Raw genomic sequence first — 15,922 nt, 5'->3', positions numbered from 1 at the left:
TATGGGGCAAATCACAAAAGTATCTTAAATTATTTTATCTTTAGTAGCTAACTAACAACCAAACTATGGAATTAAGCACCCTCGACTACAGTTTTATAGTGGTCTTTTTCTCGATTGTCCTAGGTATAGGGATTTATGTCTCCAAAAAATCAGGGAAGGACTCTTCGGAATTTTTCCTTTCAGGGCGTACCATGCCTTGGTGGTTACTTGGGCTTTCCATGGTAGCCACGACGTTTTCAACCGATACGCCGAACCTCGTGACCGATATCGTACGTACCAATGGTGTTTCAGGAAACTGGGTATGGTGGGCCTTCTTATTAACCGGTTTGCTTACGGTCTTTGTGTATGCCAAATTATGGAGACGTTCCAATGTAAATACAGACTTGGAGTTTTATGAAATGCGGTATGGAGGTAAACCGGCAAGTTTCCTGCGCAAATTCAGGGCGGTATATTTAGGCGCCTTGTTCAACATTATTACCATGGCCTCCGTTACGTTGGCCGCCATTAAAATTGGAGGTATTATGTTGGGACTTGAACCATGGGAAACCGTTGTAGGAGCGGGCTTGATTACCGTGACCTTTAGTGCCCTTGGAGGTTTTAAGGGTGTAGTGTATACCGATTTCCTTTTGTTTTTCGTTGCCATGTCCGGTGCCATTGGAGCGGCGTATTATTTGGTAAACATCCCCGAAGTAGGTGGTGTGGAGGCCTTAATGGCAAACGACTTGGTAAAAACGAAACTTGATATTCTCCCGAATTTTAGCGATAAAAAAGCGCTCATAATGTTGCTCATCATACCCTTGGCGGTGCAATGGTGGAGCGCCTGGTATCCCGGGGCCGAACCTGGTGGAGGCGGGTATATCGCACAACGAATGTTGGCTTCCAAGAACGAGAATCATGCGATAGGAGCTACGTTTTTCTTTAACATTATGCACTATGCCTTACGACCTTGGCCTTGGATTTTGGTCGCCTTGGCTTCTTTAGTCGTTTTCCCGGACATTGCAAGCATCCAAGAGGCCTTTCCCAATATCGATGAAGGTAAATTGGGACAGGATTTGGCCTATTCGGCCATGTTGACGAAGTTGCCAAGTGGTCTTTTGGGGGTCGTTTTGGCCTCCTTGATCGCCGCGTACATGAGTACCATTTCAACCCAATTGAACTGGGGTTCTTCTTACATCGTTTTTGATTTTTACAAACAACAATTGAATCCCAACGCCACCGAAAAACAAATGGTGGCCGTGGGCCGAATTTCAACGGTCATCTTAATGGTATTGAGCGCCGCCTTGGCACTTGCTCTTGAAAACGCCCTTCAGATTTTTGACATCCTTTTGACATTTGGTGCCGGGACCGGGCTCATATTCATATTACGATGGTTTTGGTGGCGTATCAATGCATGGAGCGAAATCGCTGCCATGTTCGCATCTGGAATTATTTCCATTCTTTTAAAGACAACCGTTATCGGACCATTTCTTTTTGCCGAAGAAACGGGAGTTTTTCCAAGTTGGAGCGAGTATGTATTTGTAGTACTGCTTACCACGGCCATTTGGCTTGCCACTACATTTATGACCAAACCGGAATCCAAGGAAACGCTACGCTCTTTTTATAAGAAAATTCAGCCTGGGGGTCCGGGCTGGGCAAAAATTGTCCAGGAAGCAGAAACGGACGGAGTCCAAATCGCGAAGGACGAAAAATGGAGCGTACCCCAAGGAATTACGGCAATGCTTTTAGGTTGCGTCCTTATCTATTCCATCATGTTTGCAACGGGCTATTGGATTTATGGGAGGAGTACAAGTGCCCTCATCTTAACGGGTATTGCCTTGGTTACGGGCTTTCTGTTGGTAAAGGCTTGGAATAGAATGAAAGATAACATCCTTTAATTTTAGTCTTATGCAAAACAGAATTCTTTCCGTTGATATTTTTAGGGGTGCGACCATCTTGTTAATGGTTTTAGTAAACACACCAGGTACTTGGACGAACGTATATGCCCCCTTTAGACATGCCGAGTGGCACGGGTATACCCCAACCGATCTGGTATTTCCCTTCTTTTTGTTTATTGTGGGAACAAGCATTGTGTTTTCATATCGGAACAAAGAGGTGAATTCCAACACCTATAAAAAAATTATCGTTCGGACCCTTAAACTTATAGGTTTGGGGCTATTTCTGGGGGCCTTTATCATCGAGTTTCCTTTTTTTAAAGCTTGGGAGAATATTCGTTTTCCAGGGGTATTGCAACGGATTGGTGTGGTTTTCTTTTTCGCGTCTATTCTTTTCATCAATTTTAAATGGAAAACTTTGGTTGGTATCGCTATTGGACTTTTGGTAGGATATTGGTTGTTAATGACCTTGGTGCCTGTGGACGGCGTTGCCTCAACCTTGGAAAGGGCTCCTAACAATTTTGCCAATTGGTTGGATGTTAAAGTATTCGGGTCGCATAATTACAAGCCGGATTATGACCCCGAAGGACTTTTGAGCACCATACCTTCCATAGTCAGTTCCCTACTGGGGATTTTTACCGGATTGATACTGGTTTCCAAGCAGGAGAAGAAAGCAACGCTCTTAATGGGTATTGGAGGCAGTCTTTTGATCATTGGGCACTTATGGGATTTAGTATTTCCTATCAACAAGGCCTTATGGACCAGTAGTTTTGTGTTGGTTACCGCAGGTTGGGCCAATTTGATTTTGGCCTTGATTTATTATTTGACCGATGTTAAACAAATCAAGTTTGGGAGTATTTTTAGATATGCCGGGGCCAACGCCATTATCATCTATTTTCTTTCCAGCTTTATTGCCAAGGTAATGGGGCAGATTCAAGTGGGTGACACTTCCCTGCATGGTTGGTTGTTCCAGAAAATCTATGTCCATAATGCCATCTCCATGGAAATGTCTTCCTTGTTATATGGACTTACCGTTCTGGCCTTTTACGCATTTTTGGGATATGTGTTGTACCAACGGAAGATTTTTTTCAAAGTATGATTTCACGGCTTCCGGTTCGACAAACTTACTTTTTATCGTTTCTGTTCATTTTTTCAGTTAATATAAATGAAATCCAGGCGCAGGAAGTGTATCTCCCTGGTTATGTTGTCACCTTGAAAGGAGACACTTTGATCGGCAATGTTAGTGACCGAAAAATGGGTCCGTTTGGAGGCATTTTTACTAAAATCAAATTTAAGGGCAACGGGCGTAAGAAGCGATATTCAGCAGATAACATCCAATCCTATAGAAAAGGCGATTCCATTTACAGATCGTTTAATTTGGACGGAGAGGACAGGTTTCTTCGTTTGGAAGTAGAGGGAGTAGTTTCTCTGTATAAGTTTGAATTGCAGGAACAAGGTGAAGGGATGGTAATGGATATCGCGTATCTAAAAAAGCGGGATAACCCTACATTGGTAAGGGCAGACCAAGGACTCTTAGGATTAAAACGGAACCTGTTGATTCAATTTTTTAGCGATTGTCCACCTCTGGCCGACAAAATCCGAAGCAAGGAATTTAAATTCCCCTATCAGGTAGTAAATTTTTATAACGAATGGAAAGCTCGCTAAAAAATGTTTTGGGTACAACACTGATTGCCTGTTGCCATAAACCCAAGACCGGTTTTTACAGGGACGGATTCTGTAAAACAGGTGTTGAGGACGTGGGTACCCATGTGGTTTGTGCCATAATGTCCAAGGAATTTTTGGAATATACGAAGTCCATGGGCAATGATCTATCTACACCAATTCCCCAATGGAATTTTCCCGGACTTCAAGAAGGTGATAAATGGTGCCTGTGCATTTCTCGTTGGCTACAGGCGGAGAAAGTAGGAAAGGCACCCAAGGTACTATTGGAAGCCACACATATTAAGGCACTAAAATTTACCTCGCTTGAAATTCTTAGTGCATACGCTGTAGAAAGTCAATAACGAAATGAAGTTTTCCAATTGAATAGGTTTTCCTTCAATTTACCTAAATTGATTCCTGTTACTTCGATTGCCCCATCAACTTGGCCACGTACTTCCCTATAACATCAAATTCAAGATTAACTACCGTGCCCACTTTATAGGTATTGAATCTCGTATGCTCGTAGGTGTAGGGAATTATCGCCACATCAAAAGTGTTTGTTCCTGAATTCACTACTGTCAGACTTGTGCCATCAATAGTAATGGATCCTTTTTCTATGGTAGGGTTTCCGGTGGCCGGGTCATATTCAAAGGAGAATATCCAACTTCCGTTTTCTTCTTGGATGTTCGTGCAAACGCCAGTTTGGTCCACATGTCCCTGGACGATATGCCCGTCCAATCTGGAACCCATAATCATGGCACGTTCCATATTCACTCTGTCGCCTACCTTTAAATCGCCCAAATTGGTCTTTTTCAAGGTCTCTGCAATGGCGGTTACCCTATATGCATTGCCTGATATTTCCACAACGGTCAAACAAACGCCATTATGCGCCACACTTTGGTCTATTTTTAATTCAGAGGTAATGCCGGAAGATACCGTGATATCAAGGTTTCCACCCTTGGATTCCAAATGTGTTACTGTTCCCAATGTTTCAATGATTCCGGTAAACATGTGTCGTTTAATTTAAGTAATTTTGAAGTCTAAATTAGCTCACAAAGATACAGATATAATGGAGGAAAACGTGAACATTAAGTTGGGGATATCCATTGGGGATTTAAACGGAATTGGCTGCGAGGTGGTCCTAAAGACTTTTGAGGACAGCCGTATGCTCGATTTTTGTACTCCCATTATTTTTGCATCCAACAAAACCATTTCGGGCCAGCAAAAGGCTTTCAACATTTCCATTCCCTTTAACGGGGTTCATGAGGCTTCTAAGGCCGTGGACGGAAAACTGAACATTGTCAATGTATGGAAACAAGTTCCTGAGATACAATTTGGCCAGGCTACCAAGGAAGGGGGTGATTTCGCTCTCCAGTCCCTAAAGGCCGCTGTGGCCGCCTTAAAAAATGGCGATATCGATGTCCTGGTTACGGCTCCCATCAACAAGAACAACATTCAAGCGGAGGATTTTAAGTTTCCCGGTCATACTGATTATCTCGCGCAGGAGCTGGAAGGGGAAAGTTTGATGTTCATGGTTACGGACGACCTCAAGATAGGGCTGTTGACGGACCATGTAGCTGTTAAGGATGTGGCATCGGCCATTATACCCAGATTGATTCGGGATAAGGTAAATACGATCGAGAAATCCCTGAAAATGGATTTTGGCATCCAAAAACCCAAAATCGCGCTTTTGGGCATCAATCCGCATAGTGGGGACAACGGGGTGATAGGCAATGAAGACGAGGAGGTATTGAAACCCGTTATAAAAGAAATGGCCAATAACGGACATTTGGTCTTTGGGCCCTACTCCGCGGACAGCTTTTTCGGTTCGGATAATTACAAGAATTTTGATGCCGTATTGGCGGCCTATCACGATCAGGGACTGATTCCCTTTAAGACCCTTTCCTTTGGAAGGGGCGTTAATTTTACGGCGGGACTCAATAAGGTGCGCACTTCTCCGGATCACGGTACAGCGTATGAAATTGCCGGCAAAGGACAGGCAGACCATAGTTCCTTCAAGGAAGCCGTATTTATGGCCATCAAGATTTTTAGGAACAGAACAGAGTATTTGAAGCTTACGGAAAACGTTTTGAAAAAACAGCGCATCAAGCGCGAACGTTAGTTTTTGGCACCCAAAAAGTTATGAAGATAAATAGTTGATAACTATTGCCCGTTATCAAAATAATAGTATCTTTGCACCCGCCTTTTAAGGTAAGGATTTAATATTAAGAGTTGTACGTGATGAAGCAAAAGGAGTATACTATTCCTTTTTCAGGGTTGAAACAGGGAAAACACGACTTTAAGTATGAAATCGACAACAAGTTCTTTGAATCTTTTGGTTACGACGAATTTAATGAAGTAGCTGTTGACCTCACGATTGTTCTCAACAAAACAAGTACCATGTTGGAACTTGATTTTGAAGCGACGGGAACGGTGAACGTTGACTGTGATATGACCAGCGAACCCTACGATCAGCCTATAGAAGGGAGCTTGGAGCTCGTGGTAAAATTTGGTGAGGAATACGACGATGAAGACGACGAAATCCTCATTTTACCGCACGGAGAGCATCAGGTGAACGTTGCACAGTATATCTATGAGATGATTATCTTGGCCGTACCCCAAAAAAGGGTGCATCCAGGTATTGCGGACGGTACGTTGAAATCCGAAGCCTTGGAGCGGCTTCAAGAACTTCAGCCAAAAGACAAGAAAAACGAAAACGAAGCAAGCGATCCCCGTTGGGACGAATTAAAAAAACTATTAACGGATAAATAAGGTTACAAATGGCACATCCTAAAAGAAAGACATCCAAAACCAGGAGAGACAAAAGAAGAACACATTACAAAGCGGTTGCACCTACATTGGCTACAGATTCTACAACTGGTGAGATGCATTTGTACCACAGGGCCCACTGGCACGAGGGTAAATTGTACTACAGAGGCCAGGTTTTGATTGACAAAGCAGAGGAAGTAGAGGCATAATGCGCCTTTTATAAACGGATTATCGACTCCCACTTCATATGAAGCGGGAGTTTTTTTTAGCCATAATCCAAATGTTTTCCGAAATAATCGGCTTTAGGCTTTTTAAGAGTGCATCGGTACCAAACACATTAATTTTTTCAAAAACAGGTTGTTTTGCCACAAAAAGTCGGCGAAAATCACTAATTTTCACAACTTTTGACGTGTTTTTGAAAGTTTTTCACACGAAAGCAATTAAAATATGACCAAAATTACAGCAGCCATAACCGCTGTGGGAGGCTATGTTCCCCAATTTATCCTCACCAATAAAATGTTGGAAGAAATGGTAGAAACCAATGATGAGTGGATTACTACCAGAACGGGAATCAAGGAACGACGCATATTAAAAAAAGAGGAAGGGGAAGGTTCTTCCTATTTGGCCATCCAGGCGGCTAAACAGATCCTTCAAAAGAAAAACCTGGACCCGGCGGAAATAGATTTGGTCATCGTGGCCACCGCCACACCGGATAGTATGGTCGCCTCTACTGCGGCCTTTGTAGCATCGGAAATTGGTGCGAAGAACGCTTTTGCCTATGATCTTTTGGCGGCATGTTCCAGCTTTTTGTTCGGGATGTCCACTGCCGCCAGGTATATAGAATCTGGCCGATATAAAAAAGTATTGTTGATCGGGGCCGATAAAATGTCCTCCATCATAGATTACACCGATCGTACGACTTGTATCATCTTTGGGGATGGTGCGGGTGCCGTACTGTTCGAACCCAATGAGGAGGGATTGGGACTAAAGGACGAATATCTTAGGGCCGATGGCTCTGGTCGTCAGTTTTTGGGCATGGAAGGGGGAGGCTCCTTAATGCCCGCAACGGAACAGACCGTAAAGGATGGAAAGCATTTTATTTTTCAGGACGGGAAGACCGTATTCAAGTTTGCGGTCTCCAATATGGCCGATGTAGCGGAGCGCATCATGAAACGCAATGACCTAACCGATACCGATGTATCCTGGTTGGTACCGCATCAGGCCAATAAACGTATCATCGATGCCACGGCCAATAGAATGGGGCTGGACCAATCCAAGGTATTGATGAATATTCAACGGTACGGGAACACCACATCGGCAACGCTGCCTTTGCTGTTAAGTGATTACGAGGATAAATTAAAAAAAGGAGATAATTTAGTTTTTGCCGCCTTTGGTGGTGGATTTACATGGGGATCCATTTATTTAAAGTGGGCCTATTAATTGGGAGACCAAACTAACATATATTTACAACTATGGATATTAAAGAAATTCAAAGCCTTATTAAGTTCGTAGCTAAATCGGGAGCTAGTGAAGTGAAATTGGAGACGGATGACATCAAGATCACCATCCGTACCGGAAGCCCAGGCAGTGGCGAAACCACGTTTGTACAATCCATTCCTATGGCCCAAGCGCCCGTAGCACCTACCGCTGCCCCACAAACGCAGCCAGAAGCACCTGCTACTCCTGCGACCCCTGCCAAGGAAACGGAAAAGAAAGAGGACGATTCCAAATACATCACGATCAAATCGCCCATTATTGGAACCTTCTACAGAAAGCCATCTCCGGACAAACCTGCCTTTGTGGAAGTTGGGGACAAGATTGCTGCCGGTGACGTTCTTTGCGTTATAGAGGCCATGAAGTTGTTCAACGATATCGAATCTGAAGTGGCCGGTACCATTGTTAAGGTATTGGTAGATGACTCCTCACCAGTGGAGTTTGATCAACCATTGTTCTTAGTAGATCCATCATAAGGTTAAACCGCAAGCATCGAGTGCCAAATACCAAAAATGCTATTTTGGAATTTGGAATTTGAAGTTTGGAATTCGAAACTGTTATGTTTAAAAAAATACTGATTGCAAATAGGGGAGAAATTGCGCTGCGCGTTATCCGTACCTGTAAGGAAATGGGTATAAAAACGGTAGCGGTCTATAGTAAGGCCGATGAGGAAAGCCTTCATGTGCGTTTTGCGGATGAGGCCGTATGTATAGGACCTGCACCCAGTAGCGAATCCTATTTAAAGATACCGAATATCATTGCAGCGGCCGAGATTACCAATGCGGACGCGATTCACCCGGGCTACGGTTTCCTTTCGGAAAACTCCAAGTTCTCCAAGATATGTGCGGAGCACGATATCAAGTTCATTGGGGCTTCCGCTGAACAGATAGACCGTATGGGCGATAAGGCCACGGCCAAGGCGACCATGAAAGCGGCCGGGGTTCCCTGTGTACCTGGTTCTGACGGACTCTTAAAGGATTTGGCCGATGCTAAGAAGACCGCCAAGAAAATGGGCTATCCCGTCATGATCAAGGCTACTGCCGGAGGTGGTGGTAAGGGAATGCGGGCCGTTTGGAGCGAGGACGAAATGGAGGCCCACTTTGAAAGTGCCGTAAAAGAGGCCAAGGCGGCTTTTGGGAACGGAGGGATGTATATGGAAAAGCTGATCGAGGAGCCTAGACACATTGAAATCCAAGTGGTGGGCGACCAATATGGGAAGGCCTGTCACCTGTCCGAGCGTGACTGTTCCGTACAGCGTCGCCATCAAAAATTAACGGAGGAAACCCCATCTCCTTTTATGACGGACAAACTCCGGGACGAAATGGGAAAAGCGGCCGTAAAGGCAGCGGAATATATCAAATACGAAGGAGCCGGTACGGTAGAGTTTTTGGTGGACAAACACCGAAAGTTCTACTTTATGGAGATGAACACCCGTATACAGGTGGAGCACCCTATTACGGAACAGGTCATCGATTACGATTTGATCCGTGAGCAGATTTTGGTTGCGGCCGGAGTTCCTATCTCTGGTAAAAACTACATTCCAAAACTACACTCCATTGAGTGTAGGATCAATGCGGAAGATCCCTATAACAACTTTAGGCCTTCCCCTGGAAAAATTACAACATTGCACACGCCTGGCGGACATGGCGTACGTATGGATACGCACGTATACAGCGGCTATAGCATACCGCCCAACTACGATTCCATGATCGCCAAGTTGATTACCACGGCACAGACTCGGGAAGAAGCGATCAATAAAATGAAAAGGGCCTTGGACGAGTTTGTGATCGAGGGGATAAAGACCACGATACCTTTCCATAGGCAGTTGATGGACCATCCGGATTATTTGGCGGGGAACTATACCACCGCCTTTATGAACGATTTTAAGATGGATCCCCCAAAGGAAAATTAAAGTTCAAAACTCCAACAGCGATGTTGGAGTTTTTTTTGCTATATAAGGGTCACTGAGCGGAGTCGAAGTGACCCAAATAAGTCCATTCGGGCATTGAGAAGATTGCTTGTCCCCAAGCGTATTCCCAGAGTAGCCTGTCCTGAGCGTGTACCCTGAGCGGAGTCGAAGGGAGTCGAGGGAGAGTCGAACGGAAGCGAAGGATAGTCGAAGGGAGACGAAATGCCAACCTCCTAAAGAATTATCAATAATAGATTTGTGTCAAACCATCATCAAAAACGGACCAACCACAAACCTGTAATACTTTTCCTAACAAGGATTTAATTATCTTAGGCGCACTGTGGGTATATGATCAAATGATTATATGTAATTGTTGCCAGTAATATTGAAACACAAGAATGATTATACATTAATAATCATTTTAAATATATATTTCCGTTTTAGCATAAAAAATTATGAGGCGACAATATTACCTTTTAACACTAATCATACTAATAATAGGTTGTGAAAAAGAACAAACCTCTACGGAAAAGCAAATAGATATAATAGATGAAGTTTTAGAAAATGAAGACATTGACATTTCTTATATATTGGAAAATCCCATTATATATGAGAGCGTGTATTTCACCTTATCTATTAAAAACAATGAGCTTGGAATATCGAAAATAGAAGCTCAAATTGCTGATGAAATTGTTGCTCAAGTAGAAGATGGCAAAGAATTGGGGATAAACTTGAACCCTGATAATTTTCCCGCAGGAGACACTATCTTAACCTTAATAATCACAGATGCAAACGGTAATATTACCCAACACAATTATCCTATAAGCTTTCATAGAGTTCTATTGGAATTGGATTTAAAAGAAAACTTTTTCTTACCACCCCAATTTGTCGATTTTTATTTTTTCGCATCAGCTATAGATGGATCATTATTGGCATCAATAAAAATTGACCCCATATCCCAAAATTTCAAATTAACAACACCAATCGATATTTCTCCAGAGACGCCTTATTCGCTTACCTATGCGGCTATAGCTAGAGATATAAATAATACGTATACATTAACCAATCTATTTACAATTAAAGACCTCACCAGGAACAATTTACCTTTATTTTCACCCAAAGGGATATTATATTACGGTGCTTCGTCAAGAAGTGAATATAGCACTAATGGATTCCCAGATGATGATGTAATCAATATCGGTACAGTTTTTCCAAGTTACGGATATGATGTAGGGTATTATTCTAACACGAAAACCTTCGTTGTGGACAATATTGAAATGAATTTTGAAGATAGAGATATAACAAATTACTATGTTCCCTATCATAACTTATCTCAAAACGATTACGCTTATATCTGGCTTAATAAACAAGAACTATCATCAGATTTTGTATTGGACTTCAATAATTTACTTAGGGACGGTATAGAGTCAAGAATTTTCGATGCTTCTTACAATGATGGCAAAGGAGATGGTAGATTTGGCTATTTGACCATATTGGGCTATAATAATTCCCAAGATTTTCAGGATGGTATTTTTCATTATCTATGGCAAAGAAACCATGCAATAGATGCCTCATTCCCCACAGTCAATACTATACCGTATTTTTTAAACACAACTTTTGAAACATATAGTCATATTTACCAATGGGAAGACTATTATACAAATAGAATAGGGGTGCCATTAGAATCTTATAATATCCCGGCATGGTCATTTGAATATATTCAAAATGGAAAAGAAATAGATATTATCAAAAACGGAGATGGCCATACTTCTGGCAAGATTTTTTTAAATAATTTAAATGATGAAGCCATTATAAATGGAAAAAGAACCATTTACAATTGGAGTTACCTCTTTGATAGCCAGAATACTGAAAAGATAATCTTACCAGAATTACCAGATGATCTAAAGAATTCAGAGTTTGGGAGTTTACATAGCTCTAACAGCCTTTTAATAGAAAGGGTACTACTTAATAGCTATGATGGTATCTCAAGTTATCCTGATTATTTGGATAAGGTCATAAAAACGAATGAAAATATTTTAAAAGTTACTCCTAAGGTTGAAGCCAAATTTATAAACAGGAGGGGAAATCAATGGGTAATAGAAAGTGATAAGTTCTTTTACTGATTTCTTTTGTTTGAAGAATTTATTGATAGATTCTTCTCTTCATTTAATTATACAATAATAAAATTCAGAAGCAAACTTAAGCGGTGTATAATTAATTGTGGCCGGAATTTCCAACTGGAAATTCCTGCAATCAATTATCTTTAGAATACAAAACACCTAATATGGTATATAAATTAACAGCGTAAATCTATTTTTAACCTGTAGCCATATTTCAGGACTAGACATTGAACGGGAAAATCTAGGAAAGAATATGTTACTGAATATTGTGATAAAATTAGGTCCGGGCACTTGGAATATTCCAATTTTCGGAAGGAATTGCAATTGAGAATAATGGATTCTGAGGACATAGAAATTATTATGAAGCGAGTGGACCGTGATTTGAGTCGCATGGCTGCTGCCGATATTACAAGAAGCAAGGGAAAACAAATGTTCTACGGTGGATTGGCTATTATGGCCTGCGGTATACTGGGGACTACAACCACCTATCTCGGAATTCTAGATCTTGGTGACCAATTTATATTAGCCTATGGTCCGGCTCTTGGTTTAGGAATGGCCGTAGTTGGAATGCATAAAATGAGCAGTTAGAAAACGTTTGCTAAAAAAATGTAAAATCAATTCCAGGTGGATTTTCGGAAATATCAAATGAATATTTCCGTTCTAAAAACTCGCACTAATCATACATACAACGTTGAATAATAATTATGAGAGAGTTAATCACTTCTACCTATTTAGTCGTATTCTTCTGTTTTAATCTCGCAAGTCAAGAATCCGAATTTTTAGACGGAAAAATTATCACAAGAAAAGGAGACACGTTGAAGGGGCAGATTAAAGTACAAAATAGGTTTAGGAGTTTTAATAAAATTATTTACCTAGATAATGAAGGAAATGAAAAAAAAGTTGCAGTGGATAGTATTAAGAGCTATGAAAGGGGTAAAGAATTCTTTGAAACATTAATTATAAACTCTAAACTTTTTGTCTTGGCCAAACGAATTATCCTAGGCCCGAATATGACTCTTTATTATAGAAATGAGGCCACTGAAGTTTTTCCTGGACTATTAGATATGGACGGTGTATTACCAAAAGTCTTGAATAATGAATATCGCTATAAATACCTAAAAGACAAGAATAATAATGTTATTACCTTGTCTTTTACAAGAAGAGCGGGAGAGACACCCTTTAAGGATATTGTTGAGAAATTAAATTCTAAACCACTCCATAAAAATAAAAGCCTTAAAAGATTCTTATCTGAATATCCGAACATAATCAAAAAAATAGAAGCCAAGCAAATAACTAAAATCGAGGAGGTTGTAGTAGAATGTAACAATGTTAGTGGAGAATACTGGAAGAATTAAATAACTATTGCTAGTATCGTTTAAAATTTATTGTCTTTAGAATTTCCATTTTGAATTCCTTGCAATCAATTACCTTTAAGCAAGAAGTTTAATCCTATATGAAAACCCTCCCTACAGTCCTTATTTTATTCCTTACGGCACTCACGATAACCGCCCAAGACATTACTGGCGACTGGCACGGGATGCTAAAAGTGCAGGGCATGCAACTGCGGCTGGTGTTTCATATTCAGGAAGAGGGCGAGGGCTATACCGCAACCATGGATAGTCCGGATCAGGGAGCCAAAGACATTCCCGTGACTTCCACGTCTTTTGAAAATCAAGTATTAAAAATAAACATGCCCAATCTGGGGATTGTCTACGAAGGTACTTTAAACGAGGCGGGCACTATATCCGGAGATTTTAATCAATTTGGGCAAATCATGCCCTTGGAACTGAGCCGGGAAATTGCACAAAAGGAAACGGTTTTGCGCCCCCAAGAACCTGTAAAGCCTTATCCCTATTACACGGAAGAAGTCACCTTTAGAAACGAAAAGGCGGATATAGAGCTGGCCGGGACCTTGAGCCTGCCCCAAAAAGAGGGCGTTTTTCCCGTGGTGGTCTTGATCAGTGGCAGCGGGCCCCAAAATCGGGACGAGGAATTGTTCGGGCATCGGCCTTTTTTGGTCTTGGCAGACCATTTAACGCGTAACGGCATTGCCGTCCTCCGCTATGATGACCGCGGCACGGCCCTGTCCACCGGGAATTTTGAATCGGCCACCAGTGAAGATTTTTCAGAGGACGTGGAAGCTGCCATAGCCTATTTACAGACGAGAAAGGAAATCGATAAAAATAATATAGGGCTTGTCGGCCACAGCGAAGGGGGCATGATCGCGCCCATGGTGGCGAGTCGGGATAAGGACATCGCCTTTATCGTACTCATGGCAGGGGTAGGGATTCCCGGTGATGAGCTGCTTTTGCTACAGCAACGTGCCGTTGGAAAAGTGTCCGGACTCAGTGAAAATACGCTCATGGACATAGAAACGGCCAACAGGACTGTCTTTACCATGATCAAGGAATCCACGGACCTGACGCAATTAAGTGCGGACCTTACCCAATACTTTAAAGAACATCCGGGACCAAGCAAACCCCCAGGGGTTGATGTAGATACGTATGCCCAATTACGGGTAGATCAGTTGCTGAATCCATGGTGGCTGCATTTTATCCGTTATGACCCGGCGGGTACGTTAGGGGAAGTGGCATGTCCTGTACTGGCCATTAACGGGGAAATGGACGTACAGGTGCCACCACGGGAAAATCTGACCGCTATCCAAGAAGCCTTGGAAGGTGGAGGAAATACGCAGGTGACCATCAAGGAACTCCCAACGCTGAACCATTTGTTCCAGGAAAGTACTACGGGTTCTCCAACCGAATATGGGCAGATTTCCCAGACCCTGGCCCCGGAAGCACTTAATACAATGCTGTTATGGATCCAAAAACAGGTACGGCCATGAACCTGAGCTATTGGGAACGAAAATCGTGGTTGTCCGAGGTAGATTTCACCATCATCGGTAGTGGAATCGTAGGGCTGACCTGCGCGTTACGACTTCGCGAAAAACATCCTAAAGCGAACATTTTGGTTTTGGAACGGGGCGTTTTGCCCCAGGGCGCCAGCACCAAAAACGCCGGTTTTGCTTGTTTTGGAAGTATTTCGGAAATCCTGTCCGACCTAAAATCCCATTCCGAGGAGGAACTATTGTCCTTGGTGGAACAGCGCTATTGGGGCATCCAATCCCTTCGGGAACTTTTGGGCGATGATAACATCGGGTATTACAAGTATGGGGGGCATGAAGTGTTTTTGGAAAAGGATGCCGACTTATACGAACAATGCTTGGATAAATTGGAGTATATCAATGCCTTGCTGAGGCCTATTTTTAAGCAAGCTCCTTTTGAAGTTTCGGACAATAGGTTTCGTTTCAAAGGTATCCAGGAGAACTATATCACCCATCGGCTGGAAGGGCAAATAGATACGGGGAATATGATGCGGTCCCTGCTTCAGATAGTACAAACAACGGGAATACAGATCTTGAATGCCACCGAGGTTGAAAAAATCGAAGATTTGGGAAGATCGGTTTTGGTTTCTTGTGCACATTTTGACTTTAAAACAAATAAACTTTTGATTGCCACGAACGGTTTTGCCAATCAATTGTTGCACGAAGAAGTACAACCCGCCCGAGCCCAAGTAATCATCACCAAGCCTATTCCAGGTCTGGCCATCAAGGGTACCTTCCATTTTGATGAGGGCTATTATTACTTCCGTAACATCGATAACCGAATCCTCTTTGGTGGCGGAAGAAACCTCGATTTCAATATGGAGGAAACAATGGAATTCGGTTCCACACAAGTCGTTCAGGATAAATTGAAAGACCTCTTACAAACGATGATTTTGCCTCATCAAGAGGTTGAGATCGATTATGGTTGGAGCGGCATCATGGGCGTAGGTTCCCAAAAACGGCCTATCATCAAACCACTTTCTGAAAACGTGGCCTGTGGCGTACGCTTAGGAGGTATGGGCATCGCCATTGGAACCTCTGTAGGAAGGCAATTGGGCGACCTGTTTTAAGGAAAATATACCGTACACCTATTTTTAATCCATCTTATCCCTCACCCTATTGCAGATGCTATTTTCTTCCTATATTGCATGTTCCCGTTTCTGGGAATAAAGTGCCCCAAGCCTTTATAATGTCTTCCTACCTTTTTGCTTTT

At 42.4% G+C, this 15,922-nt stretch carries 16 protein-coding genes; 15 read left to right on the top strand and 1 reads right to left on the bottom strand.

What is annotated here, in order from left to right:
• Window positions 1-65 precede the first annotated feature (65 nt).
• Genes ACZ41C_RS06805 through ACZ41C_RS06790 form a run of 4 tightly spaced genes read left to right on the top strand, consistent with a single transcriptional unit; the run spans window position 66 to window position 3,895 of the window.
• Window positions 66-1,874 (top strand): sodium:solute symporter family protein, encoded by a 1,809-nt coding sequence (locus ACZ41C_RS06805; protein WP_138256738.1) that lies wholly within the window; start codon window positions 66-68, stop codon window positions 1,872-1,874.
• 10 nt (window positions 1,875-1,884) lie between these two features.
• Entirely contained in the window at window positions 1,885-2,970 is a 1,086-nt protein-coding gene (locus ACZ41C_RS06800) for an acyltransferase family protein (protein WP_464565050.1), read from the top strand.
• Window positions 2,967-3,536 (top strand): hypothetical protein, encoded by a 570-nt coding sequence (locus ACZ41C_RS06795; protein ID WP_138256740.1) that lies wholly within the window; start codon window positions 2,967-2,969, stop codon window positions 3,534-3,536. Before ACZ41C_RS06800 ends, ACZ41C_RS06795 begins: the two co-directional genes overlap by 4 nt.
• Complete coding sequence (locus ACZ41C_RS06790; RefSeq protein ID WP_138256741.1) at window positions 3,521-3,895, top strand: DUF2237 family protein; 375 nt, start codon at window positions 3,521-3,523, stop codon at window positions 3,893-3,895. Before ACZ41C_RS06795 ends, ACZ41C_RS06790 begins: the two co-directional genes overlap by 16 nt.
• 58 nt (window positions 3,896-3,953) lie before the next feature.
• Here ACZ41C_RS06790 and ACZ41C_RS06785 read toward each other — a convergent pair whose 3' ends face one another.
• Window positions 3,954-4,544, bottom strand: coding sequence for a riboflavin synthase (locus ACZ41C_RS06785; protein WP_464565047.1), 591 nt, complete (start codon window positions 4,542-4,544; stop codon window positions 3,954-3,956).
• 58 nt (window positions 4,545-4,602) lie between these two features.
• On the opposite strand from ACZ41C_RS06785, the gene pdxA reads away from it, so the two are divergent.
• The 11 genes from pdxA to ACZ41C_RS06730 all read left to right on the top strand — a co-directional run bounded on the left by pdxA (window position 4,603) and on the right by ACZ41C_RS06730 (window position 15,779).
• Window positions 4,603-5,655 carry a 4-hydroxythreonine-4-phosphate dehydrogenase PdxA gene (pdxA, locus tag ACZ41C_RS06780; protein ID WP_464565722.1) on the top strand — a complete coding sequence of 351 codons (1,053 nt, stop codon included), beginning with the start codon at window positions 4,603-4,605 and terminating at the stop codon, window positions 5,653-5,655.
• A gap of 119 nt (window positions 5,656-5,774) precedes the next feature.
• Entirely contained in the window at window positions 5,775-6,305 is a 531-nt protein-coding gene (locus ACZ41C_RS06775) for a YceD family protein (protein ID WP_464565045.1), read from the top strand.
• 8 nt (window positions 6,306-6,313) lie between these two features.
• Window positions 6,314-6,511, top strand: a complete 198-nt coding sequence (gene rpmF / locus ACZ41C_RS06770) for a 50S ribosomal protein L32 (protein WP_125221936.1) — start codon at window positions 6,314-6,316, stop codon at window positions 6,509-6,511.
• Window positions 6,512-6,749: 238 nt separating this feature from the next.
• Window positions 6,750-7,742, top strand: a complete 993-nt coding sequence (locus ACZ41C_RS06765; protein WP_138256744.1) for a beta-ketoacyl-ACP synthase III — start codon at window positions 6,750-6,752, stop codon at window positions 7,740-7,742.
• A gap of 32 nt (window positions 7,743-7,774) precedes the next feature.
• On the top strand, window positions 7,775-8,272 hold the full coding sequence (accB, locus tag ACZ41C_RS06760; protein WP_464565042.1) for an acetyl-CoA carboxylase biotin carboxyl carrier protein: 498 nt from the start codon (window positions 7,775-7,777) through the stop codon (window positions 8,270-8,272).
• 83 nt (window positions 8,273-8,355) lie between these two features.
• Window positions 8,356-9,708 carry an acetyl-CoA carboxylase biotin carboxylase subunit gene (gene accC, locus ACZ41C_RS06755; RefSeq protein ID WP_138256746.1) on the top strand — a complete coding sequence of 451 codons (1,353 nt, stop codon included), beginning with the start codon at window positions 8,356-8,358 and terminating at the stop codon, window positions 9,706-9,708.
• Window positions 9,709-10,160: 452 nt separating this feature from the next.
• Complete coding sequence (locus ACZ41C_RS06750; protein WP_464565039.1) at window positions 10,161-11,828, top strand: hypothetical protein; 1,668 nt, start codon at window positions 10,161-10,163, stop codon at window positions 11,826-11,828.
• A 288-nt stretch (window positions 11,829-12,116) separates the two neighbouring features.
• Window positions 12,117-12,413: a hypothetical protein gene (locus tag ACZ41C_RS06745; RefSeq protein ID WP_464565037.1), complete on the top strand. Its 297-nt coding sequence runs from the start codon at window positions 12,117-12,119 to the stop codon at window positions 12,411-12,413.
• Between the two features lie 116 nt (window positions 12,414-12,529).
• Entirely contained in the window at window positions 12,530-13,180 is a 651-nt protein-coding gene (locus ACZ41C_RS06740; protein ID WP_464565035.1) for a hypothetical protein, read from the top strand.
• Between the two features lie 98 nt (window positions 13,181-13,278).
• Window positions 13,279-14,670: an alpha/beta hydrolase family protein gene (locus ACZ41C_RS06735; protein ID WP_464565033.1), complete on the top strand. Its 1,392-nt coding sequence runs from the start codon at window positions 13,279-13,281 to the stop codon at window positions 14,668-14,670.
• Entirely contained in the window at window positions 14,667-15,779 is a 1,113-nt protein-coding gene (locus tag ACZ41C_RS06730) for an NAD(P)/FAD-dependent oxidoreductase (RefSeq protein WP_464565720.1), read from the top strand. Before ACZ41C_RS06735 ends, ACZ41C_RS06730 begins: the two co-directional genes overlap by 4 nt.
• Window positions 15,780-15,922: the final 143 nt, after the last annotated feature.

The organism is Maribacter sp. C-4077 (assembly GCF_055378385.1).
This window is presented reverse-complemented; position numbering and strand designations above follow the sequence as displayed.